This is a genomic window from Sorangium sp. So ce726, from assembly GCF_051521405.1.
GTDB lineage: Bacteria > Myxococcota_A > Polyangia > Polyangiales > Polyangiaceae > Sorangium.
The window spans coordinates 5,173,654-5,198,140 of the sequence record NZ_CP150349.1 but is presented as its reverse complement, the minus strand read 5'-3'; the positions used below and the strand labels follow the sequence as shown (position 1 = coordinate 5,198,140).

The 24,487-nt window shown below is 71.4% G+C and carries 17 protein-coding genes; 6 read left to right on the top strand and 11 right to left on the bottom strand.

Annotated features, from left to right (window positions below):
- Positions 1-3: 3 nt before the first annotated feature.
- Positions 4-4,383, bottom strand: coding sequence for a DNA topoisomerase 3 (locus WME79_RS19315; protein WP_437537934.1), 4,380 nt, complete (start codon positions 4,381-4,383; stop codon positions 4-6).
- Positions 4,384-4,638: 255 nt separating this feature from the next.
- Between WME79_RS19315 and WME79_RS19310 the strand changes: the two genes are divergently transcribed.
- Positions 4,639-5,430, top strand: coding sequence for a hypothetical protein (locus WME79_RS19310; RefSeq protein ID WP_437537932.1), 792 nt, complete (start codon positions 4,639-4,641; stop codon positions 5,428-5,430).
- Positions 5,431-5,437: 7 nt separating this feature from the next.
- Here WME79_RS19310 and WME79_RS19305 read toward each other — a convergent pair whose 3' ends face one another.
- Both WME79_RS19305 and WME79_RS19300 read right to left on the bottom strand, forming a co-directional pair.
- Positions 5,438-6,712: a pectate lyase family protein gene (locus WME79_RS19305; RefSeq protein ID WP_437537929.1), complete on the bottom strand. Its 1,275-nt coding sequence runs from the start codon at positions 6,710-6,712 to the stop codon at positions 5,438-5,440.
- Between the two features lie 19 nt (positions 6,713-6,731).
- A complete protein-coding gene (locus WME79_RS19300; RefSeq protein ID WP_437537927.1) occupies positions 6,732-7,922 on the bottom strand; it encodes a pectate lyase family protein in 1,191 nt (396 codons plus the stop codon).
- A 700-nt stretch (positions 7,923-8,622) separates the two neighbouring features.
- On the opposite strand from WME79_RS19300, the gene WME79_RS19295 reads away from it, so the two are divergent.
- From WME79_RS19295 to WME79_RS19285, 3 genes are all read left to right on the top strand, one after another.
- On the top strand, positions 8,623-9,873 hold the full coding sequence (locus WME79_RS19295) for a pectate lyase family protein (protein ID WP_437537924.1): 1,251 nt from the start codon (positions 8,623-8,625) through the stop codon (positions 9,871-9,873).
- 58 nt (positions 9,874-9,931) lie between these two features.
- Entirely contained in the window at positions 9,932-11,458 is a 1,527-nt protein-coding gene (locus tag WME79_RS19290; protein ID WP_437537921.1) for a pectate lyase family protein, read from the top strand.
- Between the two features lie 618 nt (positions 11,459-12,076).
- On the top strand, positions 12,077-13,147 hold the full coding sequence (locus tag WME79_RS19285) for a vWA domain-containing protein (protein ID WP_437537918.1): 1,071 nt from the start codon (positions 12,077-12,079) through the stop codon (positions 13,145-13,147).
- Between the two features lie 148 nt (positions 13,148-13,295).
- On the opposite strand, the gene WME79_RS19280 is transcribed toward WME79_RS19285, so the two are convergent.
- Together WME79_RS19280 and WME79_RS19275 are read right to left on the bottom strand one after the other, a co-directional pair.
- Positions 13,296-13,838, bottom strand: coding sequence for a hypothetical protein (locus WME79_RS19280; RefSeq protein WP_437537915.1), 543 nt, complete (start codon positions 13,836-13,838; stop codon positions 13,296-13,298).
- Positions 13,835-14,512: a hypothetical protein gene (locus WME79_RS19275; protein WP_437537913.1), complete on the bottom strand. Its 678-nt coding sequence runs from the start codon at positions 14,510-14,512 to the stop codon at positions 13,835-13,837. The genes WME79_RS19280 and WME79_RS19275 overlap by 4 nt, the downstream gene beginning before the upstream one ends.
- Here WME79_RS19275 and WME79_RS19270 point away from each other — a divergent pair.
- Positions 14,451-15,194 (top strand): pectate lyase, encoded by a 744-nt coding sequence (locus WME79_RS19270; RefSeq protein ID WP_437537910.1) that lies wholly within the window; start codon positions 14,451-14,453, stop codon positions 15,192-15,194. The two genes, WME79_RS19275 and WME79_RS19270, sit on opposite strands and share 62 nt — an antisense overlap.
- A gap of 240 nt (positions 15,195-15,434) precedes the next feature.
- Here the strand turns inward: WME79_RS19270 and WME79_RS19265 are convergent, their stop codons facing one another.
- Together WME79_RS19265 and WME79_RS19260 are read right to left on the bottom strand one after the other, a co-directional pair.
- Positions 15,435-16,082, bottom strand: a complete 648-nt coding sequence (locus WME79_RS19265; protein ID WP_437539885.1) for an HD domain-containing protein — start codon at positions 16,080-16,082, stop codon at positions 15,435-15,437.
- Positions 16,083-16,096: 14 nt separating this feature from the next.
- A complete protein-coding gene (locus WME79_RS19260; RefSeq protein ID WP_437537907.1) occupies positions 16,097-17,086 on the bottom strand; it encodes a diguanylate cyclase in 990 nt (329 codons plus the stop codon).
- A gap of 107 nt (positions 17,087-17,193) precedes the next feature.
- On the opposite strand from WME79_RS19260, the gene WME79_RS19255 reads away from it, so the two are divergent.
- Complete coding sequence (locus WME79_RS19255; RefSeq protein ID WP_437537904.1) at positions 17,194-18,519, top strand: sigma 54-interacting transcriptional regulator; 1,326 nt, start codon at positions 17,194-17,196, stop codon at positions 18,517-18,519.
- A gap of 46 nt (positions 18,520-18,565) precedes the next feature.
- Here the strand turns inward: WME79_RS19255 and WME79_RS19250 are convergent, their stop codons facing one another.
- The 4 genes from WME79_RS19250 to WME79_RS19235 form a co-directional block, all read right to left on the bottom strand.
- Positions 18,566-19,396, bottom strand: a complete 831-nt coding sequence (locus tag WME79_RS19250) for a hypothetical protein (RefSeq protein ID WP_437537901.1) — start codon at positions 19,394-19,396, stop codon at positions 18,566-18,568.
- A 28-nt stretch (positions 19,397-19,424) separates the two neighbouring features.
- Complete coding sequence (locus tag WME79_RS19245; RefSeq protein ID WP_437537898.1) at positions 19,425-21,107, bottom strand: serine/threonine-protein kinase; 1,683 nt, start codon at positions 21,105-21,107, stop codon at positions 19,425-19,427.
- 270 nt (positions 21,108-21,377) lie between these two features.
- Complete coding sequence (locus tag WME79_RS19240) at positions 21,378-22,577, bottom strand: vWA domain-containing protein (RefSeq protein WP_437537896.1); 1,200 nt, start codon at positions 22,575-22,577, stop codon at positions 21,378-21,380.
- A gap of 151 nt (positions 22,578-22,728) precedes the next feature.
- Positions 22,729-24,393, bottom strand: coding sequence for a pectate lyase (locus WME79_RS19235; RefSeq protein ID WP_437537893.1), 1,665 nt, complete (start codon positions 24,391-24,393; stop codon positions 22,729-22,731).
- Positions 24,394-24,487 lie beyond the last annotated feature (94 nt).

Genomic DNA, 24,487 nt, shown 5'->3' with positions numbered 1-24,487 from the left:
CGCTCAGCGCGACCGGCCCTTCTTCCGCTGCGCCTTGCGCGCGAAGAACGCCCTCCGCGCGTCCGACGATTTCGCGCTCTGCCGCTTCTTCACCTTCGGCGGGAGCTTCGCGAGCGGGACGTCGCTCACGACGTCGCTCGCGCCGCGCGGTCCACCGAGGAGGCCGCGCGACGTGAGCGACGCGCGCTGGTACGTGATGAGCTCGCCCGCCTTCTCGAACGAGTCCTCGCGCACGCAGACAAGGCCCGCCCGCACGAGCCCGCCGAGGAGGTGCTCGAAGTCGCGACGCTCGAGCGAGCCGTCGGCGAACGCCTCGCGGTAGAGCCGGCCGGTCGGCTGCTCGCTCTCGCGAAGCGCGGCCAGGATCTTCGCGATCGCCTGCGCCTCGTCGCGGCTCGGCGCCCGGAACTCCCGCGCGGCGCAGGCGGCCGGCGCGCAGACGTCGCAGAGGCCGCAGGGCTCGCCCGTGTCCTCCTGGTCGCCGAAATGGCGGACCAGGTGGAGCATGCGGCAGCCGTGGCCCTCGGTGAACCGCGCCATCTGCACGAGCTCGGCGAGCTTGTGGCGCCGCTGCGCCTCGTAAGGCCCGCGCCACCCCGGCTCGCCCAGGGCGACGCCTCCGTCCGGATCCACGCGCGCGCCGCCGTGGATCCAGAGCTTCTCGAGGGCCTTGTCCGCCACCTCGGGGTCGATGCCGAGATCACCCAGGATCGCCTCCTTCGGGCGGGGCTCTTCCGACAGGACCTCTTCGATCCGCTGGAGCATCGCCGGATCAGGGTAGTCGCGCTCGTGGAAGAACTCGTGCATTCGCCGGTCGACATACGAGTGCATCAGCACGGCGCGCGAGGGGAGCCCGTCGCGGCCAGCCCGGCCGATCTCCTGGTAATACCCCTCGACGCTCCCGGGCAGCCCGGCGTGGACGACCGTGCGGACATCGGGCTTGTCGATGCCCATGCCGAAGGCGATCGTGGCGACGATGATCTCGGTGCTGCCGTCCAGAAAGGCCGCCTGGATCCGGTCGCGCACCGGGGCGGCGAGGCCCGCGTGGTACGCCTCGGCCGGGAGATCCTCCGAGAGGCCGGCGGCGAGCGCCTCGGCGTCCTTCCGCGTCCCGGCGTAGACGATGGCCGGCGTCCGGCCCTCCTGCCCGAGCAGCGCGCGCACCCGGGCGAGGCGCTCTCCCGGGCTGACCTCGAGGATCTCGATACCCAGGTTGCTCCGCCTGAAGCCGTGAATGAACCGCGCCGCGGACGCGAGGCCAAGCTGCTCGACGATGTCGTCCTGCACGACCGGCGTGGCGGTGGCGGTCAGCGCGATGACCGGCGCGGGCCGGAGCGCCGGGAGCCGCTGGCCGAGCATCCGGTAATCAGGGCGGAAGTCGTGGCCCCATTTCGAGATGCAATGGGCCTCGTCGACGGCGACCAGCACGGGCTTCCGGCGGGCGAGCAGCTCGGGGAATCCGGGCACGCGGAGCCGCTCGGGGGCGATGAAGAGGAAATCGAGCGCGCCTTCGAGATAATCAATGCAGGCCTTCCGGGACTCGGCCCGGCTCCGGCCGGAGTGGATCCGCTCGGCGGCGAAGCCGCACGCCCGGAGCTTCGAGGCCTGATCCTCCATGAGCGCGATGAGCGGGCTCACGACGAGCGTCGTGCCGCCTCGGGCGATGCCGGGGAGCTGGTAGCAGAGCGATTTGCCGGCGCCGGTGGGCATGACGAGCAGCACGTCGCTCCCCGCGGCCGCCGTCCGGCAGACGGCCTCCTGGTAGGGGCGGAAGGCGCTGAAGCCGAAGCATTGGTGGAGCAGCTCGACGAGATCCTCCGGCCGGCGCGCTGGAGACGAGGCGACCGCCGGCGAGGACGCCGTGCCCGCCCCACGCACCGGAGAGGACCCGATGGCCGCCGCACGCGCGGGCGACGGCGCTACCACCGCGGCTCGTGCCGGCGGTGACGGCACTGCCACAGATCGCGCGGGTGACGGCTCTACCGCCGCACGTCGCGCCGGCGGCGACGTCACTGCCTCAGATCGCGCGGGTGACGGCTCTACCGCACGTCGCGCCGGCTTCGTCGCTACTACCGCGGGTCGCGCTGGCGACGGCGCCGCCGCCGCACGCGACCGCGCCCGAGCCGGCGCCGATGCTGCAGCCGCCTCCGCGACCGCCTGCAGCGTGCCAGGCGATGCATCGCCCGGGACGACCGCTGCGCTGCTGCCCGGAGCACGGCGAGGCGTCGCCTCGCGGCCTCGACCGGCCCCCGGCGCAGCGGCCGCGGCGCGGCCGCCCTTCCCGCGCGACCGCGCCTCGCTGCGCTCCTGAAACGGCGACGCCCCGGCCTCCGCGGAAAGCGCACCGTCCCCTGCCGTACGCCGCCCCGCGCTCACCTCCGCCACCACCTGGCGCACGTACGACTCGATGCCCGCCATGAACGACGGCAGATCGCCCCCGCCCCGGGCCATGCGGGCGAGCTTCGCCTCCCAGGCGCCGGTCATCGCGGGGCTCTTCACTTCCGCGTGGACGACCTCGATCAGCCCGACGCCCTTGTCGGTCGCGTGCAGCAGCTTGCCCTGACGCACGATGTACTCGCGCCGGAGGAGCGTCTCGATGATCGCGGCCCGCGTGGCCGGCGTGCCTAGGCCCGAGTCCTTCATCGCCTCGGAGAGCTCCTTCTCTTCGAGGCTGCTGCCCGCGTTCTCCATGGCGGTGAGCAGCGTGGCCTCGGTGAAGCGCGGCGGCGGGCGCGTCTTCTTGGCCTGCGCCTCCGCGTCGAGCACGAGCTGCACCTGCCCCTTTGCGAGGCCCGGCGGGAGCCGCTGATCCGCGGTCTCACGCTCGCCCTCCCCGCCCTCCCCGTCGCGCGCATCGCGCGCATCGCGCGCATCGCGCGCATCGCGCCCATCACCGTCCGATTCGCCCTTCTTGCGCGGCTTCGCAGGCGGCTTGCCGAAGCCGATGTCGAGCACCTTCCACCCGACCTTCTCCACGACGCTGCCCGCGCTGTGGTAGCGGTCCACGATCGGCTCGCCACCGCGCGCGCCCGCGCCGCCGCGCGTGGTGATCGCGGTGATGACGGTGGTGATCGAGGTGACGTGATCCTCGTGCCACGCCGAGAGGAGGCGCCGGCAGATGAGGTCGAAGATCTTCTGCTCGTCGGCCGAGAGCTCCGCGCGCGAGGACCGAGCCCCCGTGGGGATGATGGCGTGGTGATCCCCGACCTTGCCGTCATCGACGAAGCGCTTGCCGAGCGGCCGAGCCCCCGTCCCCGGGGCGAGCATCCCCCGATACGAGCCCTCGATCGCCTGCACCACCGCGCCGAGCGTGCCGGCGATCTCCGTCGAGAGGTGCCGGCTGTCGGTGCGTGGATAGCTGATGAGCTTCCTGCGCTCGTACAGCGCCTGGGCCACCTCCAGCGTCTTCTGCGCAGAGAAGCCGAAAAGGCGGTTGGCGTGCCGCTGGAGCTCGGTCAGGTCGTAGAGCAGCGGCGGCGGGAGGCGGCGGGACTCCGATCGGACCGCGTCGATGCGCGCCTCGCCGCGCCGGGCCCGGTCGATGATGCGCCGCGCCTCCTCGCCGTCCGGCGGCAGGCGCCTCCGCGACGGCGCGGTCTCGGGCCGCTCGCCGGCATTCGGCGGCTCGCCGGCGGCCGGCGGCCCGCCGGGCAGCGGTTTGTCGTTGAAATACGTGCCCTTGTAGGACTCGTCGGCCGCGCCCGAGCCGTCCTCCCGGAGCGGGCAGAAGGTCGCGACGACCTCGAGGTACGGCTCGGGGACGAACCGCCGGATCGCGAGCTCGCGCTCGACGACCATGGACAGCGTCGGCGTCTGCACGCGGCCGACCGAGAAATCCTGGTCGAAGACCAGGCTGTAGGCGCGAGAGAGGTTCATGCCGACGAGCCAGTCCGCCCGGCTACGCCCGCGCGCCGCGTCGGCGAGGCCGTCGTAGCCGCGCGCGTCCCGCAGCCGCCGGAGCCCGTCGCGGATGGCGTCGGGCGTGAGGGACGAGATCCAGAGCCGCTCGACCGGCTTCTTGCACCCGGCCGCCTCGTAGATGTACCGGAAGATGAGCTCGCCCTCGCGGCCCGCGTCCGTGGCGCAGACGACGCGCTCGACGTCGCGGCGGCCCAGGACTTTGCGGACGATCTCGAACTGGGCCCGCGTTCCCGGGAGGACGACGAGCGGAAACTGGCCGGGGAGCATCGGGAGGAGGTCGAGGCGCCAGCGCTTCCAGGCGGGGTCGATCTGGTGCGGCTCGGCGATGGCGACGAGGTGCCCGATCGCCCACGTGACGACGTAGCCGCCGCCCTCGAGGAGGCCCTCGGCGCGCTTCGAGGCCCCGAGCACCGCGGCGATGTCGCGGGCGACGGCGGGCTTCTCTGCGACGACGGCGATCATGCGGCGACCAGGCGAAACGTGCGAAACGTGCGAAACGTGCGAAACGTGCGAAGACCGAGGGCGGCGGGCGTCGCCCGCGCCTCACGCAGGTGCGTTGATAGCGCGAGCCGGGGGCGGGCGGTATGGGGAAGCGAGCGGGCAGCGAAGCCCGCGCCCGACCGGCGCCTTGACACGCTGGCGCCGAGCGGGTTCACGTAGTCTCTGGACGCTTTCCGCCGCACGAGGGCGCGACGGCTCAGGGAGAGGGGCATCGAGATGCGAGACCTGAAGGGGATCGTCGAGGTGGAGCTGCTCGTCGAGGAGAGCGGCGCGCTCACGCCGACGCGGGAGTACGTCCATCGAGAGACGACCTATGTCGAGGGGCGGTCAGGCCAGCGCTATGCGCTGCGCGTGCGGAACCTGACGGGCGCGCGCGTCGAGGTGGTGCCCACGGTCGACGGCCTCGACGTGCAGAGCGGCAAGGACGCGTCGTTCGACGCCCGCGGCCTGGTGATCAGGGCGCACGAGTCGTTCGATTTCACCGGGTTCCGCATCAGCCAGTCCGAGGTCGCGACGTTCCGGTTCGGGAGCATCGAGCAGTCGTACGCCGCGCAGATCGGCAAGCCCCGCAACGTGGGAGTCATCGGCCTGGCGGTGTTCGAGGAACTCGCGCCCCTGCCGCCGCCACCCCCGCCGCCCTTCACCCCGCCCCCGCCGGCGTTCGGCGGGCCGCAGGGCGGCGGATTGCCGCCGCCGGCTCCGGGGGGGTATGGAGCGCCCGCGCCCGCTGCTCCGCCGCCAGCCCCCGCGCCGGGCGCCGCGCCCGCTCCCGCAGCGCCGAAGGGGCTGGGCACGACCTTCGGCGAGCGGCGCGAGTCGCGCATCACGTCGACGCAGTTCACCCGGGCGACCCCCAAGCCCGCCGCTGTGCTGGTGATCCGCTACGAGCAGCGCGACGGGCTGAGGGCGCTCGGCATCGACGTGGACGGGCTGCACCAGCGCGAGACCGCCAGCCCCTTCCCCACCGAGACCGGCTTCGCCAAGCCGCCGCCCGGCTGGAAGGGGTGAGTCTGGCTCAGTGCTCGTCGCCGGTCAGCACCCCGGCGCCGGCGCCGGCCGGGACGAGCGTGGGGATCTCCTCGGCGGGATCGGGGGTCCACGCGTAGAACATCGACGGGTCGAACCCCTGCCCGTTCGCGCTGGCGGGATCCGTGTTGAGCAGGACGTTCGTGTCGGTCCACGTGAGGTCGGAGCCGCCGTAATCATCCGTGGCGGCCTCGGCGTCCTGGAGGTAGTTCCCGTCAGCGTAGATGGAGCAGCCAACGCCCTTGCCGATCATGTAGTCGCCGAGCCCGACGGCGAAGTTGTTGAACACGTGGGCGTGCCCGAAGCGGACGCGGGGGTGGCGCTGGTTGCTGTGATCGAACCAGTTGTGGTGATAGGTCACGTGCAATCTGCCCGTGTCCTGCGCGCCGTTGTCGTCGTTGTGGCCGAGCAGCATGGACTTGTCCGTCTCGTGGAAGTGGTTCCACGAAACCGTGACCCAGTCCGAGCCGCGCTTCACGTCGACGGACCCGTCGTGGCTGCGCTCGAACGTGTTGTGATCGATCCACACGTGGTGCGAGAAGCACGGGACGTTGATGGAGTCGTCCGCCGAGTTGACGAACGTGAGGTTCCGGATGATGACGTTCGATACCGGCGTATAGCCCTCGGGCGTGGCGGCCGTGCAGGTCTCGCCCGTGCTGGCCGCGAGCTCCTCCGTCCAGCCGCTCACGTCGAAGCCGAATCCGTCGATGGTCGCGTCCGCGCCCACGCCGATGAGGGTCTTGTTGGAGCGCACGCGCAGCATCGGCGCGCCGCCGCCCACGATGGTGCCCGAGATCCGGACGACCCTCGGCGCGTCGTCTCCGAGGGCGGCGACCAGCTCGGCGTAGGTCGTCACCGTGACGACCTCGCCGCCGGAGCCGCCCGTCGTCGTGGCCAGACCGTCGGCGTTTACGGCCGCGAAGCCGATCAGCGACGCGTCGGCGGGGCCGCCGCCCGTGGACGACGACGTGGTCGCGCTCGCGCCGCTGCCGGACGTCGAGGCGGCGCTCGCGCCGCTGCCGGACGTCGAGGCGGCGCTCGCGCCGCCGCCGGATGTCGAGGCGGCGCGAGCGCCGCCGCCGGATGCCGAGGAGCTCTGGGCGCCGCTCGCGACGCCCCACGCCGTCCCCGTCGACCCCGCCGCGGGCCCGCCGCCGCCTCCGCTCGAGGCCGTGTCCCCTGCCCCGGCGCTGACGCTGCAGCCCGTCGCGATCGCGGCGCATCCGAGCGCCAGCGTCGCCAAGCACAATGTCCTGTTCTTCAAGGGTCCTCCTCTCATGGCCTCAGATCCGCCCGGCCCCCGCGTAGCTCATGACCAGCGCCGGAACGCTCCCCGCCGGGTCCGCGGTGTAGGAGTACATCGCGGCAGGATCGAACGCCGTGCCGCGCGTCTCGCAAACCGGCGTCGCGGGAGGCGGGGGATCGTTCGGGTCCTCCGACGGCGGAGGCGCCATGTTGGTCTCGATGACGTTGTTGCGTTCCACGATGTCCCCCGGCTCGGAGTCCGCATACCCCGCCCGGCACGGGAACCACGTGTTCAAGAAGTAGCTGCCCTCCACGACGACGTCGGCCTCCATGCGCGACGCGACCCCGTAGGAGAGGTTGTTGAGGTAGTAGTTGTTGAACACGTGCACCTGGCCGAAGCGGACGCTCGGATGGCGCGTCTGGGTCCCGTCGAACCAGTTGTGGTGGAGGGTGACCTTGAGGAAGCCGGCGTCCGCCGAGGCCGCGTCGGAGTGCCCGATGAGGATCGTCTTGTGGTGGTTCCTGAAGACGTTCCACGACACGGTCACGTACGACGACTCCCGGACGATATCGAGCAGGCCGTCGGCCGCGTTCATGAACGTACAGTGATCGATCCAGACGTTCGTCGTCTCGGTGGTGATGCCGATGGCGTCCTCGTTCGCGTCCTGGAACGTGATGTTCCGGATGATGACGTTCTTCTCCCGGTACAGGTACAGCCCGCCGCCGACGATCTTCGCGTCGGCGCCGAGGCCGACGATGGTCTTGTTCGAGCCCACGTCGTTCATGCCGGACAGCTCGATGGTCCCGGAGATCTGGATGATGCGCGGCTCGGTGCCCGCCATCGCTTCCAGGAGCGACTCCGCGTCCGAGACCGTCACCACCATTCCACCTTCGCCGCCGGTCGTTCCGCCGTTCAGCGACGCGAACCCGACGGGGCCGTCCTCGGGGTCGGGCGGCGGCGGATCCGGCGGCGGATCGCCGCCGGTCGACGCGCTCGACGTGCCGCTCGCAGCGCTGGAGGCGGAGCCGCCGCCCGTGGCGCCGCTGCCCGCCGTCGCGCCGCTGCCCGCCGTCGCGCCGGTGCCGGCCGGGGGCGAGCCCCCGGAGCCACCGGATCCATCCGCCGCCGGAGAGGTGGCTTCGCCGCCGCCGCACGCGCACAGGCCGAGCGCCAGCAGCGCGAGCGGGAACACGAGAGACCGACCTGACTTGCTGCTTGAGGTCATCATTCAGCTTCACCTCTGCCTCGACTGGGATGCTGGCGTCATCGTGCTATCCGTCGTCGAGGCAACGGACGTCGGACCATCGATGGCTGGCGCTCGCCGGCGGCGCCTCATTCGGGCTTTCGCGGCGCGCCGTGTCTGTCCTGCGCGACGCGCAGCGCGCAGCGCGAAACGCACACGCAACCGTCGTGCCGTTCGCCGCCGTGTCGGCGCCATCACGGCTTAATTAGAATTTCTCCGCGGGAATGGCCGCCATAGCCAGCGCTGACGCGAGCGGCTGTCCACGAGGCGTCGGCGGAGCTCCCGCCGATGGCTGGTGGTCAACGCGCGGTTGACATGGGGCGCGTCGGCGCCGTCAAGCACGTCAACCCGCGGTTGACTCGGCGAGCTCACGGCGCGCTGCGACAAGGGCGTTGACGCCGGAAGCACAGCGCGGTTTCCAGCAGCCCGGAATGCCCGTCGGGGGACGGCTTGGAGAAGGCGGCATCGTAATTGCCTGTCTCCCCTTCACGGACGAGGTGCGGCTCCGGCAGGTCCGGCGGCCGGCACCTCACGCGTGGTCTGGCTGCGCGATGCGCTGGGCGCCACGCCAGGGCGCGCGCGCATCGAGCGCAGCGACGGTGAGCCGCGGTGGGCGGTCGTTGCCCGCCCGAGCTCGGCGCATGGAGCGCCCGGGGGCGGTGGTTCCGTTCGAAAGGGTGTGTTCATGAAAGGCGCTGTTCTCTCGTCGGTCCTCCTGGGTTACACGGTCCTGGTCGGCTGCTCCGGCGCAGCGAGCTCGCCCGGGCCGAGCGACGGGGCGGCCGGACAGGGCGGCGCGGGAGGCGGCGCTCCGGGCGGCACGAGCGGCCAGGGCGGCGGCGCAACATCGAGCGGCCACGGCAGCTCGTCGGGCGCGGGCGGCAACGGCGGGGGCGCTGGCACAGGCGCGGGCGGCCAGGGCGGTGGCGCAACATCGAGCGGCCAGGGCGGTGGCGCAACATCGAGCGGCCAGGGCGGTGGCGGCGGCGCGCCGCCGGTGCTCGGGGACGGGCCGGACGGGTTCGCGAGCGTGGAGGGTGACGGCGTCAGGACGACCACGGGCGGCGCGGGCGGGCCGGTCGTCACGGTCACCACGACCGAGGAGTTCCTCGATTACATCGCGCGCCCTGGGCCGTACGTCGTCCAGGTCTCCGGGACGATCGCGCTGCCCACCGGCACCACCGACGGCATGCACGACGTGACGTCCCACAAGACGATCCTCGGCCTCGGCGCGGACGCGACGCTCACCGGCGGCGGCCTCAAGATCGGCCTGCCGGTGGACAACGCCATCACCTCCCCTCCGCCGGACGCGGTCCACAACATCATCATCCGCAACCTCAAGATCACCGGCGCTTCGGACGATCTCATCAACATCCAGATGTTCTCTCACCACATCTGGATCGATCACTGCGATCTCTCGAACGGGGGCGATGGCGCGCTCGACATCAAGCGGGGCTCGGATCTCATCACCGTGTCGTGGAACCACTTCTACGACCACACGAAGACCTGCCTCCTCGGGCACGACGAGCTAGGCGCCTCTCAGGACATCGGCCGGCTCCGGGTCACCTATCACCACAATTTCTTCGATCGTTCCGATCAACGCAACCCGCGGGTTCGCTTCGGCGAGCCCGTGCACGTCTACAACAACTATTACAACGACAACAGCTATGGAATCGCGTCCACCTGGAACGCCGGGGTGGTCGCCGAAGGCAACTATTTCTTCAGCGTCAACAACCCCGGCCGGGTGATCTTCGAGGACAACAATCCTGGCCGCATGGTCGCTCGGGACAACACCCTCGTCGAGTGCAACCACGAGATCGAGGTGGCTGGCCCGGTCGTCGAGCCGAGCACCTACTACGACTACACGGTGGACAGCAGCGCGGATGTCCCGGCGATCGTGATGGCGGGCGCGGGCGTGGGCAAGATCGACCTTTGAAGCTTCCCTGAAAGGCGGACCTCTCGGAGCGGGGTCCACCTCAACAACGGAGATACCAGTGCAGATTCGACTCCTCCGCGCTCGCCGCGCGTCCGACGCGGCCGCGCTGGCGATGCTCATGATACTTGCGGCATGCTCGACCGATCCCGTTGGAGACACGGCGACCAGCGGCTCGGCAGGCGGCCCCGGCGGCTCTACCATGATCGGCTCGGGCGGCGCCGGCAGTTCCGGCGGCGCCGGCAGCTCCGCCACCACCGGTTCGGGCGGCTCAGGCGGTTCGGGCAGCTCAGGCGGTTCGGGCGGCTCAGGCGGTTCGGACGGCTCGGACGGCTCAGGCGGTTCGGACGGGACGGGCGGCTCGGCCACCGTCGGTTCCGGCGGCTCGGCCACCGTCGGTTCCGGCGCCTCGGGCGGCGCCGGCGGCTCGGGGCCCGTCGAGGACGTGGGCACGGTGATCAAGGTGACGACCCTCGACGCGGACGGCCCGGGATCGCTGCGCGAGGCGATCGAGACGCCGGGGCAGCGCATCATCGTGTTCGAGGTCGGCGGGATCATCGATCTGAACAAGGCCCGCCTCAACATCACCGAGCCGCTCGTCACGATCGCTGGCCAGACAGCGCCCTCGCCGGGCATCACGCTGATCCGCGGCGGGATGAGGATCACGACGCACGACGTGCGAATCCAGCATCTCCGATTCAGGATGGGCGACGCCGGCGCTGCGCCGGCGTCGGGGTTCGAGCCCGACGTCACGACGGACGGCCCCTCCGCGTACAACATCGTGATCGATCATTGCTCGGTGGCGTGGGGTGTGGACGAGAACCTGTCCGTCTCGGGCCCCCGCTTCGACGGCCCCGCCGGCACATCGCACCGCGTAATCCTCAGCAACAACATCATCGCCGAAGGGCTCCACGAATCCGTGCACGCGAAGGGCGCGCACTCGATGGGCACCCTCGTGCACGACTACTGCACCGACGTCACCGTCGTCGGCAATCTCTACGCCCACAACTACGAGAGAAACCCCTGGTTCAAAGGGTTCGCGACGGGGACGATCGTGAACAACGTCGTGTACAATCCCGGGAAATGGGCGATGCGGCTGGGCCCCGTCGTCAGGGAGTGGGAGAGCTCGGGCATCGCGCCGGAGCCTCCCAGGGTCAGCATCGTCGGCAACTACATGCAGCACGGCGTGGACACGCTGCCAGGACTCCCGATGGTGGGCACCAACTCGATGGGCTCGGCGTACCTGGAGGACAACATCGTCGTCGATGCGAGCGGTGAACCGGCGCCGCTCGCCTCCCCCGAGATCGTCATCCTCCCCGAGAAGCCCGTGTGGCCCGACGGCCTCATCGCGCTCCCCGCGGCGTCGGTCGTCGACTCGGTGCTCGCGCACGCGGGCGCGCGCCCCAGAGACCGCGATGAGGTCGACCTGCGCATCATCGAAGACTTCGTGTCTGGCGGCGGCATGCTCGTGAACAGCCAGGACGAGGTGGGCGGCTACCCGGCGGCAGCGCCGACCTCGCGCCCGCTGGTCGTCCCGACCGAGGACATCGAGGGCTGGCTCGAGAGCTTCGCGGACGATCTCGAGTGATGAGCGCTGGCCGTCCCTGGCGGCCGCGGCGATCGCCGGCCGCACCGGGCAGCTTGGAGGCCGCGACGGCTCACAACCGGGCGGCGACGGCGATGGCATCACGCTGCCGGACGGAACGAACAGCCGAATCCTGGTGTCGATCGCCCAGGCGTTCGGCGTCGAGGTCGAGTCGCTCGGCTCCCAGCCCGACCCGAAGCTCACCAAGGGCGAGCTCGCGTGAGCACGCCCGGTCGCGGACGCACCGGCGAGCGTCCACCGTGTCAACCCGCGGTGGACAGCCCCGGGCGACGACGCAGGGCGCCCCGCCACGAGAGATGGGGCGGAAGGAGCCTTTGGGAAGAATATGCCAGTCAGCATGCCACGAGGGCACCCTCGGGCCACCCCGCGCCCCGGGGCACGCGCCTTGCTGCGATGCCCCCGCGAACGGCGCGCAGGCGCCTGAGCCCGCCGCGCGCATCGTGGGAGTTCAGCCAATATTTTGGTGACGCAGGGCGCTCGCTGACGCGCCTGCTGGCTCCTGTCCGGGAGAGCGGGCGCCGGCAGAGCGATCGTGAGGGCGTCACCTGGAGTCTGCTTACGGGAGGTAGCATGCGGAGAGCGTCCTTGGTGTGTTCCGTCGTGACGTTGGCAGCGCTATCGGGCTGCGCGGCGAGCATTGACGGCGACAGCGGTAGAAGCAGCGGCGATACGGGCACGGGGGCCGGCCCCGGAGTTGACGACTTCGGCGGCGCGACGGGGGGCGAGCCCGGAGGCGACTTCACCCCTGACGCCACGACCGGCGGAGAGGAAGTGGACTGCGGGCGTCAGAACTTCAACGTCGAGCGCAAGCCGGCCAGCATCCTGCTGGTCCTCGATCGCTCGGCGTCGATGCAGGACGATCCGAGCGGGGACGAGGGCACGCCGTCGAAATGGGATATCGTCGTGCCCGCCTTGCAGGAGGTGATCGCGGCGACGAACGAGGCGGCCTCCTGGGGACTGAAGGTCTTCCCGCAGGGCGACAGGACAGGCTCCTGCACGGAGGAGAGCTTCCCGCACGATATCCTGATCCCGATCGCGAGCGACAACGCGCCTACGGTGAACCAGGCGATCTCCAGCACGACCCCGGAGGGGGACGGCACGCCGACGGGCGACGCCATCAACAAGGCGGTCGAGTACCTGCAATCGATCCAGAACGACGACCCGAAATACATCCTGCTGGCGACGGACGGCGACCCGTCGTGCCCCACGAGCGACTCGGACGAGTTCGCGGTCCAGTCGGTGACGAACGCGGCTGCCGCCGGATTCCACACGTTCGTGGTCGGGATCGCCTCCCAGGAGAGCAAGGTCAAGGCGCTCAACGGCCTCGCCGTCGCGGGGCTCGAGCCGCGAGCGGACCCGGATCCGCTCGCGCCCAAGTTCTACCTCGCGGCCACGAAGGACCAGCTCGTGACGTCGCTGCTGACGATCACGGGAGAGATCTCGACCTGCCTGTTCCCGTTGAGCGCGCCGCCGCCCAACCCGGACCACGTGGGCGTGTTCGTCGGGGACCAGGCGGTCACGCACGACGCCACGGGCATGAACGGCTGGAACTACACGGGGCCCGACATGACGACCATCCAGCTGTACGGCGCCGCGTGCGAGCAGGTGGCGAGCAGCGGCGCCGGGTCGGTCAAGGTGATCTTCGGCTGCAAGGACGACCCGATCTTCTGAGTTGCCGAGCGCGAGCCGGTCGGGCGCTGCGCTCGGCCGGCTCGCAGATCCGGCTCGTAGATCCCAGAGAAGAGATCGCCGTCGCCTGGGGGCGCCCTCCCCTGGAGCTCCGCGCTCGGATCAAGAGGTCATTCGCGCCTTCCCACGACTACTTGGCGAACCACTTGTTGACCGAGCCGCACTCCCGCTGAAAGCCGGCGCCGAGATCCCAGCAGACACAGCCCCGGGCGCTGCCCGAATCGTCGCCGATGCACGAGGTCCCCTCCTCCGCTGCGGTACAGGGGCTGTTCCGGATCGACGCAGCGCTGCCGTTGCCGCCCACGGCGCTGCAGTCAACCGCGACCGGGTTGATCGGGTACTGCGCAGGATCCGGCGGCAGGCACGGCTCGCAGTCGGCGACGCCGTCCGAGCAGGCACAGGTGCGCGAGCCGAGGTCCTCGATGCCGCACGCCGAGGGGCACATGCCCGTGAAGGCGCACGCGTCGTTGTCATCGAACTCCAGCGGCCCCGGGCACGAGCCCGAGCCGCCGGCCCCGCTCGCGCTGCTGGTCGCGCCCGTCGCGCTGCTTGCGGCGTCGCTCGCGCTGCTGGTCGCGCTCTGATCTGCCCGCGCGCGGAGCGCCTGCGCGTCAACCGCGTTCGTCAACTCTGCCCGCGCGCGGAGCGCCTGCGCGTCAACCGCGTTCGTCAACCGGTGTCGACATCGCGTTGACACGCAGGCCGCAGCGCACGTCCGCGCCGGGGTCCGAAGCTCCGCCGCGCGTCCTGGATCGGCGCTTGCATTCTCCTGGACGCAGAGGCTGGACGCAGAGGCCAGCTGAACGGCGTGAAGCGTGGGTTCGTGGTTGCCCCCTCGACGGGTCGCGTGGCGGGATCGACGCCGCCGGCTGGCGTCGATCGCTTCCGGGCCGCGGGTCGTCCATCGTGATCCAGAACGAGAGGTAGCGAGATGAGATTCGGATTGCAGTCAGCTTTCTCTTTGTTGCTCGTGATCGGCGCCGCTGGCGCCTCCCAGCTCGGCTGTTCGGACGACGCGGCGACGCCGGACGACGGCCAAGGGGGCAGCAGCTCGAGCAGCAGCTCCGTCGCGAGCGGCGGGAGCACGAGCGCCGCGAGCGGCGGCGGCAGCAGCTCGAGCAGCACGACCACGAGCAGCACGTCAGCGAGCAGCACGTCAGCGAGCAGCACGTCAGCGAGCAGCACGGCCGCGAGCACCACGTCGGCGAGCAGCACGGCCGCGAGCACCACGAGCAGCGGCACCGGCGGCACGGGCGGAGAGGAGCCGCTCGGCGACGAGCTCCCGATGGAGATCCCGACGCCCACGAACGGCAACGGCGAGATCAGGAACGCGACGACGGTGCTCAAGAACGCCGCCCACGGCGGGCAGGACGTCTACGACTTCAACAACCAGAAGATCGGCGTGAACAACACGGAGGACTGCGACGACGGCGAGGGCCAGAAGACCGTGTTCGAGGTCGAGGACGGCGTCACCGTGAAGAACCTCATCATCGCCGGCGGCCTCCCCGGCGGCAACGGCATCGTCTGCAAGGGCGACTGCACGCTCGATCACGTCTACTGGGAGGACGTCTGCGAGGACGCGGCGACCAACAGCGCCGACGGGGCGACGATGCACATCAACAGCTCCATCGCCCTGCACTCGGCCGACAAGATCTTCCAGCACAACGCGAAGGGCGGCTCCACGACCATCGTCACGAACTCGTACATCGCCGACTTCGGGAAGCTCTGGCGCTCGTGCGGCGACTGCACCGCGAACGGCGGCCCGCGGCACCTGATCATCGACAACGTCAGGGTGGACCGCGTGAAGACGACGGTCGCCGGCGCGAACCAGAACTACGGGGACACGGTCACGATCACGAACCTCTACGTCAAGGGGGGTTACGACGCGGACGACGACAAGCCGAAGATCTGCCAGGAATACAAGGCCGTCACCGATCACATGGGCGAGTCCGAGAAGCTCCACGGCGGCGCGAGCCAGTGGGACACCGCCACGTGCCGCGTGAGCAAGAGCGACGTGAAGAGCTGGTGATCGCGCAAGGGGCAGGGCTCCCCCCGGCGCGACCCCCCGGCGCGGACCGCTGCGCCCGATCGTGGGGTACTTACCCCACCCTGCCGGAATGATGGAACCGCCAAGGCGCCATAAGACGCCAAGATTTTTGTGTTTTTCTTGGCGTCTTATGGCGCCTTGGCGGTTCAAAAGACCCAACGTACCCCACCACCCCGCGCCCGCGATGACCGCACCATCCCCTGACGAGCCACCGCCGCTCCGCTACGCGCCCGCGTCGAGCTTCCGGCGCAGGTTGTCGCGCGCGCTCGCCTCGAGGCGGGCGTGGAAGTGCGGCGAGAGGAAGATCCGCTCGGTCGCGAGCAGCTTCTCGAAGAAGCGCCGCCGGCCTGCAGCGTAAAACTCGGGCGGCACGGCGCTGTACTCCGCGGCGATCGCCCGGTCGTACGCGTCGAACACCGCCGCGTCGCTGCCCAGGATGGCCATGTCGCAATCGAGGAAGAGGGCCTCCTCCTCGCCGACGTCCGCCGGCCCGAGGGCCCCGTGGCGCGCCGTGAGCAGGATGAGCCGCTCGATGAGGCCCTCGTCGAGCCCCTCACCGGGCAGCCAGCGCGCCACCGCCTCGCGCGCGAGCTCCGCGCTGCGCGCCTCGTTGTCGTGGCGGCCGGGCACGTACACGGCGTCGTGGAAGAGCGCGGCCAGGAACACCTCCCGCGGCCTCCGCCAGCCGACGTCGCGGGCGACCTCGCCCATCCAGCGGAGCACCTCGCGCACGTGCGCCAGGTCGTGGTACGCGCGCCCAGGCTCGCCGTAGGCCGCGCGCACCGCGCCCCACAGCGGCTCGGGCAGGACCAGGCCGCCCGGGGCCTCCGGCGGCGCGTCACCGGAGGCGCGCGCCTCGCCCGCCGCGATCCCACCGTCCGGCCTCACGCGAGCACCAGATCCTCGGGGCGGAACAGCTCCCCGTCGTACGTGGCGACGCTGCCCTTCTCCGTGGCCTTCGCGTGGTTCTTCGCGAGGTTGGCGCGCCCCTGGATCTCGCGATCCGTCAGGAAGCAGTCGACGTCGGCGACGCATAGCCCGGCCGAGATCGTCGGCGACCGCTCGACGCGGCGGTAACGGCGGCGGGCGAGCCGCTCCTGGAGCGCGCGCAGGAAGTCCACCGCCCACGCGCGCGTCGCGTTGGGCAGCGTGATCATGTACTCGTCGCCGCCGAACCGGTACGCGTGCCCGTGCGCGAAGACGTGCGCCTCGATGCTCTCCATGAGCGGCGGGAGCACGTGGAGATCGACCGCGGTCTCGGTGTGCTGGACGTTGAACTCCTTGAAGTCGTCGATGTCGATGAACGCCACGGCGATCGCGGCGCCGCGCAGCGCGCAGCGCGCCCGGTAATGCGCCAGGTCGGGGAGGAAGAGCCCGGGCGCCTCGAGGATGTGGAACTTCTCGTCGAACTCGCGCGGCCGGAGCGGCGGCGCCTCCGGCATCACGGCCTCGGCGTGCCGGATCGACATGTAGTCGGTGAGCTGCGGCACCTTGAGCGCGCGCGTGGCCGCGAACCAGGGCGCGGCCATCAGCTGCTCCAGCCCGTGGACCTCGCGCCGGAGGTGCCGGATCGTCTCGGCGTTCACGGCCTTCTGCAGCGGCTCCTCGATCGCCGTGGCGCTGTCGCGCCGGAGGTCGATCAGGATGCGCTTGAGCAGCGGGCCCTGCGTGTCGTGGATCTGCGCGTGCGGCGGGCGCAGCTCGAGCTGCCGCCCGAGGAGGCTCAGCTGTCCGATGAGCTCCGTCACCTCCGGCGGCTCGTAGCCGCGGAACTCCTGCCGGATCACGTCCGCCACGTCGCGGCGGAACGCCTCCGTGAAGCGGGTGACGCACTGGGACAGGATCTTGGCCTCGGACTGCGTGAACTCGAGCACCTCGCGAGGATATCCTGGCGGCGTGCGTCCAGCGCCCCGGACGCACCGCGCGCTGGAAATCCGCCGAAAATTCGGAGATGCTGCCCCGTCCCCCTCCCGCGCGATCAATGCACGACCCCACCCGGACGATCACGACCCTCCGAAGCGACGCGGTCGAGCTCCCGGACCTGCGCATCCTCGTCACCCCGCAGAAGAGCCCGCCGATCGAGGCCGCCCTCGGCGTCGCGCCGCTGGTGCTCGGAACGAGCGGCGAGTGCGACGTCATCATCCCCGACTCGCGCGTCTCGCGCCGCCACTGCCAGCTCCGGTTCTCGCCGCGCGGGGTCGTCCTCACCGACCTCGGCAGCAAGAACGGCACGTTCATCAACGACGTCCTGATCGTCGAGGGCTTCCTCACCCCGGGCGCCATCGCGTCCCTGGGCGGCGTGCCCCTCACCGTGCGCGTCGGAGGCGCCCCGGTCGTCGTCCCGCTCTCCACCTCGGCCAGCTTCGGCGAGGCCCTCGGCAGCAGCGTCCCCATGCGCGCGCTCTTCGCGCGCCTCGAGCGCGCAGCGGCCACCTCGGAGACGATCCTCCTGCTCGGCGAGTCCGGCACCGGCAAGGAGGTCCTCGCCCGCGCCATCCACGAGGCGAGCCCGCGCAGCGGCGGCCCCTTCGTCGTGTTCGACTGCAGCGCCGTCGCCCCGAACCTCATCGAGGCCGAGCTCTTCGGCTACGCGAAGGGCGCGTTCACGGGCGCCCAGAGCGCGCGCGCCGGCCTGCTCGAGGAGGCGAGCGGCGGCACGCTCTTCCTCGACGAGATCGGCGAGCTCCCGCTCGATCTCCAGCCGAAGCTCCTGCGCGCGCTCGAGGCCCGCCAGGTGCGCCGCGTCGGCGCCGCCGCGTACACGTCCTTCGACGCCCGCGTCATCGCCGCCACGCACCGCGATCTCCAGGGCCGCGTCGCGTCGGGCACGTTCCGCGAGGATCTCTACTACCGGCTCGCCGTCGTGGAGACCGTCGTGCCCCCGCTGCGCGAGCGCAAGGAGGACATCCCGCTGCTCGTCGAGCGCTTCCTCGCGGCGCAGGTGCCGCCGCGCTCGCTCGCCGACCTGCCGCCGAACGCGCTGGAGCTGCTCCGCGGGCACCACTGGCCGGGCAACGTGCGCGAGCTCCGCAACACCGTCGCGCGGCTCATGCTGTTCCCGCACCTCGCCGAGGAGGCGATCGTCAAGGTGGCGCCGCGGCCCGCCGACATGGGCGTCGGCCAGTTCGCCGCGCTGCCGCTCCGCGAGGCGCGCGACATGGTCGTCGAGCAGTTCGAGCGCACGTACATCGCGATGAAGCTCCGGGAGAGCGGCGGCAACGTGGCGCGGGCCGCCGCGTCGATGGGCGTCTCCCGGCAGCTCGTCCACCGGCTGATGGAGCGCTACGGCATCCGCAGCAAGGGCTGACGGGGCGCGCGGCGCTGCGCGGTGCTCGGGACGCGCGGCGCGGCGCTCAGAACGCGCCGCGGAGCGAGAGCCCGGGGCCGCCCGGCGAGAACGAGAAGCTCGCGACCGGCGCGGCGGGCGCGACGGGATCGAGCTGGAAGTAGAGCACCGCGCCCAGGCCGGCCGCGAGGAACCCCACGCCCGCGGAGATCGCGCCGGCCTTCCACGTGAGATCGATCGCCTCGACGTCCTCCGCCGGGCATCCGGGCGCGCACCGCGTGCGGAGCTCGCTCCGATCGAGGTGCCCCTTGACGCCGAGAAACGCGCCCACGCCGAGCCCCGCCGCGCCGACGCCGACGAGCACGAGCGGCCAGCGCTGCCGCACCGGCGGCGCGTCGGCGCCGGCCGCGGGGCGCGACGGCGTCGGCGCAGGCGCAGGGAACCGCACCGCGATCGGCAGCGCCTTGTCGCCCGGCGGCAGCGTGACCACGGTGACGACCCGCGTCCCCGCCGCGTCCTCGAAGGTCAGCGTGTGGCGCCCGGGATCGAGCTCGATCGGGTCCTTCGGGAGCGCGTCGACAAGCGGCGCGCCGTCGAGGAGCACCCGGACCCGGCCCGGCGCGTGGCCGTCCGCGGACGTGGCCGACAGCGCGACGCTGGGCATGTCGCGCTCGACCTGCTCGCTCCAGCTCTGGCAGTCGCGGGCGAGCGTCGCCGGGCACGAGCTCACGCAGACGCGGAGCTCGGCGCGGGCGCGCAGCAGCGCCCTGTCGCGGACGAGCTGCTGCGCCTGCTCGTACGAGGCGGCGCACGTCTCTCCCACACCCTGAGCGCGGGCGCGTGGGCCCGCAAGGAGCGTGGCGGTCGCGGCGAAGGCGGCGAGGAGGCGCCCGTTCATCGCAGCGCAGGCTACACGCTTCCGTCGTTCACAGGCACTCTCGCTTGATCCGCCGGATGCCGTTGGCGTCCAGATAGTAGGGAGGCACGCAGCGCGACCGCGGCCGCGCGCTGCGCGCGGGGGAAGCGGCGCGCACGCCCGCGGCGCGATCCGGCGCGGCCGCGCGCGCGGCCGGCTCCGGCGCCGCGGCGGCGCTCGCGGAGGCCCCCGGCGCGGCTGGCTCCGGCGAGGCCGCGGATGCTCCAGGCGAAGCCACGGACGCTCCAGGCGCCGCCGCGGACGCCGCCGACGAGGCCTCTTTCGCCTCCGCAGCCACCTCCGGCGTCCCCTCGCTCGCGGCAGGCGTCGCCACCGCTGGCGGCGAGGCGACCGACCGCGAGGACTCGCCGGCTCCGGCGCGGTCGGCCTGCGGCGCATCGGGCGCTGGACGCACGCTACAGCTCCTGCCGAGGGCCACGGCGAGCACCAGCGCGCTGGCCCCGAGCGCGAGCGTGGACGCGCGGACGAGCTGCGCGCTCGCCAGCCGCGGCGGCGCCGCCGCGGCGACCGGCGTCGCGAGCGCCGACGCCGCGGGCCGCGCCATGTCCTCGACCGTCCTCGTCATCGTCGGGACCGTCACCGAGGTCCGCAGCGCGCGCCCGCGGCCGCCAGACGGCTGCGCGAGGCGCGTCTCGGCGTCCCGCGGCGACGCGTCGTCCACGACGGCGGGTCTCGTCGGCGGCGGCGCTGGGGCCGCGCTCCGCTGCGACGTCTCGATCGCGGCGAGGCTCTTCGCCCGCGCTTCCAGGAGCGTCCCCGCCGTCGCCTCGACCCACGCCCCGACCGCGCGCGGGCTCGCCGGCGGCAGCGCCTCCTCCAGCGCGGCCGCCATCTCCAGGGCGGTCGCGTAACGCCGGGAGGGATCCCTGTCGAGCCCGCGGAGCACCACCTCGTCGAGCGCCTTCGGCACGTCGCCGTACACGCTCGGCGGCTGGACGACGCCCTCCAGGATCCGCCCGAAGATCTCCGCGTCGCACTCCCCCGTGAACAGCCGCTTCCCTGTGAGCACCTCCCACAGGACCACGGAAGCAGCGTAGATGTCGGCGCGGCGGGTCAGGGGGGCTCCGCGCAGCTGCTCCGGCGCCATATAGCTGAGCTTGCCCTTGAGCTGCCCGACGCGGCTCACCTGGCTCCGCACCGCCGCCCGCGCGATCCCGAAATCGAGCACGCGCGCGATGCCGTCCTCGCCGACGAGGATGTTCTGCGGGGACACGTCGCGGTGGACGATCTGGAGCGCGGCGCCCTCCTCGTCGGTCGCCTCGTGCGCCGCGTGCAGGCCCGCGAGGGCGCCGGCGATGATGGCCGAGCCGATCGGCTGCGGCACCTGGGCCCCTCGCCTTCCGGCCTCGCGCAGCAGGCTCGAGAGCGATTCCCCGGCGATGTACTCCATGACCACGAAGAGCTCGTCGTCGGCCTGCACGCTGTCGAGCGTGGTGACGACGTTCGGGTGGCGGATGCGCACCGCGAGCCGCGCCTCGTCGAGGAGCATCGACGAGAACTCGGGGTCCCTGGCGAACTGCGGGTGCAGGCGCTTGATCGCGACCGTGCGGGCAAAGCCATGGGCGCCCACGAGCCGCCCGAAATGGACGGACGCCATCCCCCCGGAGGCGATCACGCCATGGAGCGTGTACCGATCGAGGGTCCGCCGCTCGCGCTCGTGAGCAGGTGCCATGGTGGCTCTGTTCTACAACATCTCGGCAGCGTTGCCGGACGGTAACCTGCGCGCCGCGCTCGCGTCAGGCGGCCAATGACGCCGGGCGGCGGCGAGGGCGCTCGACGCCGCAGATGGGTGTCTGACCGCCCCTGCCGAGGTGGGACCGATGGAGAAGCAACTGCGTGTGTCCACAGTGTCAACTCACGGTTGACATGGATCGGGCTGGCGGCGCGCGCGCCGGTGGGCGAGGCCGAGCGCGCGGCGCGGCAGGGGCGCGGCGGCCTCGTGCTACTGGGGAACCTCGATCACGCTCTCGCAGGTGAAATCGACGCTCAGCTTCGCCACCGTGTCCGCCTGGACCGTGGTGCACGCGTCGACACACAGCACGATCTGCGTCGGACTCGCGGGCTCGTCGTAGCGCCAGGCGCCCTCGGTGGCGCAGCTCTGGTCGTACACGAGCTCCGTGGTCGCGCTCGATCCGCTCGTGTAGAGCACGCGGACCTTCTCCTTGTCGAAGGAGCTCCCGTCCGGCGGGAGGGGGATCGCCATCGTGCACGAGACCGAGGCGCCGCGGATCCGGTCGACCGCCGCCTTGAAAGCGGCCGTGGTCTGCGACGGATCGCCGGTGTCGATGAGCACGGCGCTCTCCGTGCCGCCGGCCGCGGCGATCTCGTGCAGGTCGTCGAGGGTGTCCGGCGCGCCGTCGATCGGCGGGTTCTCGACCCCGATGACGTAGGTCGGGACCCCCTCCGCCAGCGCCGCCTGGGCGTCGGCCACGACGGCATCGATGGTGTCGGACGCCTCGTCGCAGCCCTGCGGGTAACCGTCCGTCACGAGCACGATCGCGTATTTCCCGGGGTTCTGCTGCCGCTGCGCCTCGATGAACGCGCTCGTGCCCCGCATCACCCACGCGGTCGGCGTGCCGCCGCGCCAGTCGTCCGAGCTCGCCGGCTCGATCGCGTCGATCGCCTCGGTGAAGGCCGCCGAGGGGAGCGGCGTCAGCGGCACGTCCGGCGTCGCGTAGATCTCGGACGAACACTTGTCGTCGTCGGCGGGAAAGAACGAGAGCGAGGCCGTCAGCCCTTCGGACCCGGGATCCGAGAAGAACTGCTTGGTCGCGGCGACCACGGGATCCCACTTGAGCGACTTGTCGTGCCAGTCCTTGTCGCCCTTGCCCATGCTGCCCGACACGTCGAACGCGAATGCCAGGTACACGGGCTGGAGGGACGCCGCCGCCGTCTGGGTGGCGCACGCTCCGCCTCCGCCCGTGGGGCTGGCGCCGCCCGCGCCGCTCGATCCGGGCCCGACCCCGGCGCCGATGTCCAGCGAGCCCCCCTCGCCGGAGCCGGAGCCAGCGCCGGAGCCAGAGCCAGCGCTGCCGCCAGAGCTCGCCGCTTCACCTTCTCCCCCGTCGCTCGGGCTGCTGCCGCACCCGAGCCCGACCGCAGCCACGGTCAGCACCGCCGTGGCAACTCTAAGCAATTTCATGCATCCACTCCTTGCACCACCGCGCGCCGGCACCGCGCCGCCTTCATCAAGCCACCTGGATTGCGCGTGGTTCCAGGCCTCGGCGCTTCCTCTCTAAAGCACACGAGATGCCAGCACACGAGATGCCAGGGCGCGGGGGCTCGGAGGGCGCTCACTTCACGGGCGCAACGTGGGAGATCAGCACGCCCATGTTCTTGATGAACGACTCCACCGAGATGCCCATCGGCGACTCCTCGGCCGGGTACGTCGCCGGCGCCTTGGCCGGGTCGTAGGGCGACGTATCGTTGCGATCGCCGACGTGCGTCGTGGCGTAGGTGTCCTCCACGAACGGCTCGGCGGCGCCGGGACCTTCGTAAGGGTTCGTGATCATGGTGATCTTGGTCGGCCAGTAGCCCTCCGCGCTGAGCTCGCCGACGAGCTTCTGCGCGTCCTCCGCGGTCACCGGCGCGGTCGTCATCATGGCGCCGGCGTACAGGTCCTCGAGCTTCACCTCGCGCAGCGAGAAGTACCGCGGCAGCGCCACCGGCCCCGTGATCTTGAGGGGCGAGCCCGCCGTCAGCGCCTCGGGCGACATCGCCGCGAGCTCCTCGTAGCGGGCGCGCATGGCGTCCACGTCGAGCTTGCGCGCCTGCCCATAGTGCCCGATGGGCTTCGCAGGGTCCTTGTCGAAGTAATACTCGCCGTTGACGACGTTCGAGCCGCGCCGGTGGACGTAGAGCGGAATGTCGGTCCCGATCTCGATGTACGTGGGGTGCGTTCGGTCGGGGAAGATCTCCAGGAGCTCCGGCGGCAGCTCGACCTTGTCCAGCCAGTCCAGCGCCTCGGGCACGCGGGCGATGAACTTCTCGTCCCCGGTCATGTTGTAGAAATTGAGGAGCTGCTGGATGTTGTTGGCCGTCGTGTGTGTGGTCAGCGCCTCCGGCTCGTAGGTGCGCGCCCCGGCCGGCTTGCCGTCCTGCGTGAACTGAAGGCCCCACGCGGGCTGCGGCGCGGGCTGCTGCAACGCGACGAAGTTGTCCATGGCGCGCTCGATGTTCCCGAGCAGCCGCGACTCGCCCAGGGCGAGGTGGCACATGATCAGGAACTTGATGTTCTCCCCAGCCACATCATCGTTGAAGGTGATGTGGCTCGTGTAGTCGGGCTCGCCGCCCTTGCCCATCAGCGGGAAGCGCTGCGGCCAGCCGCCCCCCTCGTACTGGCTCTCGGTGACGAAGCCGATCGCCTTGTAGAGGGGCTCGCGGAACCGCTCATCCTTCTTCTCGAGGTACATGCGCAGGAGGAGCTGCGAGGCCACGGCGGTGCCCGCGTCGTCGAACGTCGCGTTGCCGTAATAATGCTGGAACTCCTCGAGCCGCCAGCCGTTCTTGCCGATGGTGTCGTACCAGTCCTTGAGCGACTCCTCACCGGCGAAGTCATAGATGTAGTTCCAGCCGCCGGCCTCGTGCTGGGCCTCGATCAGGGCGAGCGCGACCTGCTCGGCGGCCTTGTAGTAGAGCTCGTCGCCGGTGGCGTGGTAGGCGTCCAGGTAGAGGTGCCCCATCGACGGCGTGCCGGGCGGCTGCACCCACAGCATGGTGCGCTTCGCCTCCATCTCGCCCCAGCTCCTCGAGAGATCCGGGAGGTAGCTCCACACGTAACCGCCGTTGTACGCGACCTCCTCGCTCATGAAGGTGGCCGCGCGCTTCATCGCGTCGACGTACGGGACCATCTCGGGCGGCACTTCTGGGCCGGGACCAGGCCCCGGCTCGCTGTCCCCCCCGCAGGCAGCCAGCGCGAAGGGCAAGAGGATCGACATCGCGAACGTTCTGCGTTTCATAGGCTCCTCAATCGCACAGGGCCGCTGCGCCGGTCGCAGGGCCCGTCGAAAAGACATGATGATCGTGGTGAACAGGAGAGGCGGATCGGATTCC

Excerpts from the sequence above, each read along its gene's own strand:
- WME79_RS19315 (WP_437537934.1), bottom strand. The coding sequence starts at position 4,383 with ATGATCGCCGTCGTCGCAGAGAAGCCCGCCGTCGCCCGCGACATCGCC.
- WME79_RS19310 (WP_437537932.1), top strand. The coding sequence starts at position 4,639 with ATGCGAGACCTGAAGGGGATCGTCGAGGTGGAGCTGCTCGTCGAGGAG.
- WME79_RS19300 (WP_437537927.1), bottom strand. The coding sequence starts at position 7,922 with ATGATGACCTCAAGCAGCAAGTCAGGTCGGTCTCTCGTGTTCCCGCTC.
- WME79_RS19295 (WP_437537924.1), top strand. The coding sequence starts at position 8,623 with ATGAAAGGCGCTGTTCTCTCGTCGGTCCTCCTGGGTTACACGGTCCTG.
- WME79_RS19270 (WP_437537910.1), top strand. The coding sequence starts at position 14,451 with ATGGAGATCCCGACGCCCACGAACGGCAACGGCGAGATCAGGAACGCG.
- WME79_RS19255 (WP_437537904.1), top strand. The coding sequence starts at position 17,194 with ATGCACGACCCCACCCGGACGATCACGACCCTCCGAAGCGACGCGGTC.
- WME79_RS19250 (WP_437537901.1), bottom strand. The coding sequence starts at position 19,396 with ATGAACGGGCGCCTCCTCGCCGCCTTCGCCGCGACCGCCACGCTCCTT.
- WME79_RS19245 (WP_437537898.1), bottom strand. The coding sequence starts at position 21,107 with ATGGCACCTGCTCACGAGCGCGAGCGGCGGACCCTCGATCGGTACACG.
- WME79_RS19240 (WP_437537896.1), bottom strand. The coding sequence starts at position 22,577 with ATGAAATTGCTTAGAGTTGCCACGGCGGTGCTGACCGTGGCTGCGGTC.
- WME79_RS19235 (WP_437537893.1), bottom strand. The coding sequence starts at position 24,393 with ATGAAACGCAGAACGTTCGCGATGTCGATCCTCTTGCCCTTCGCGCTG.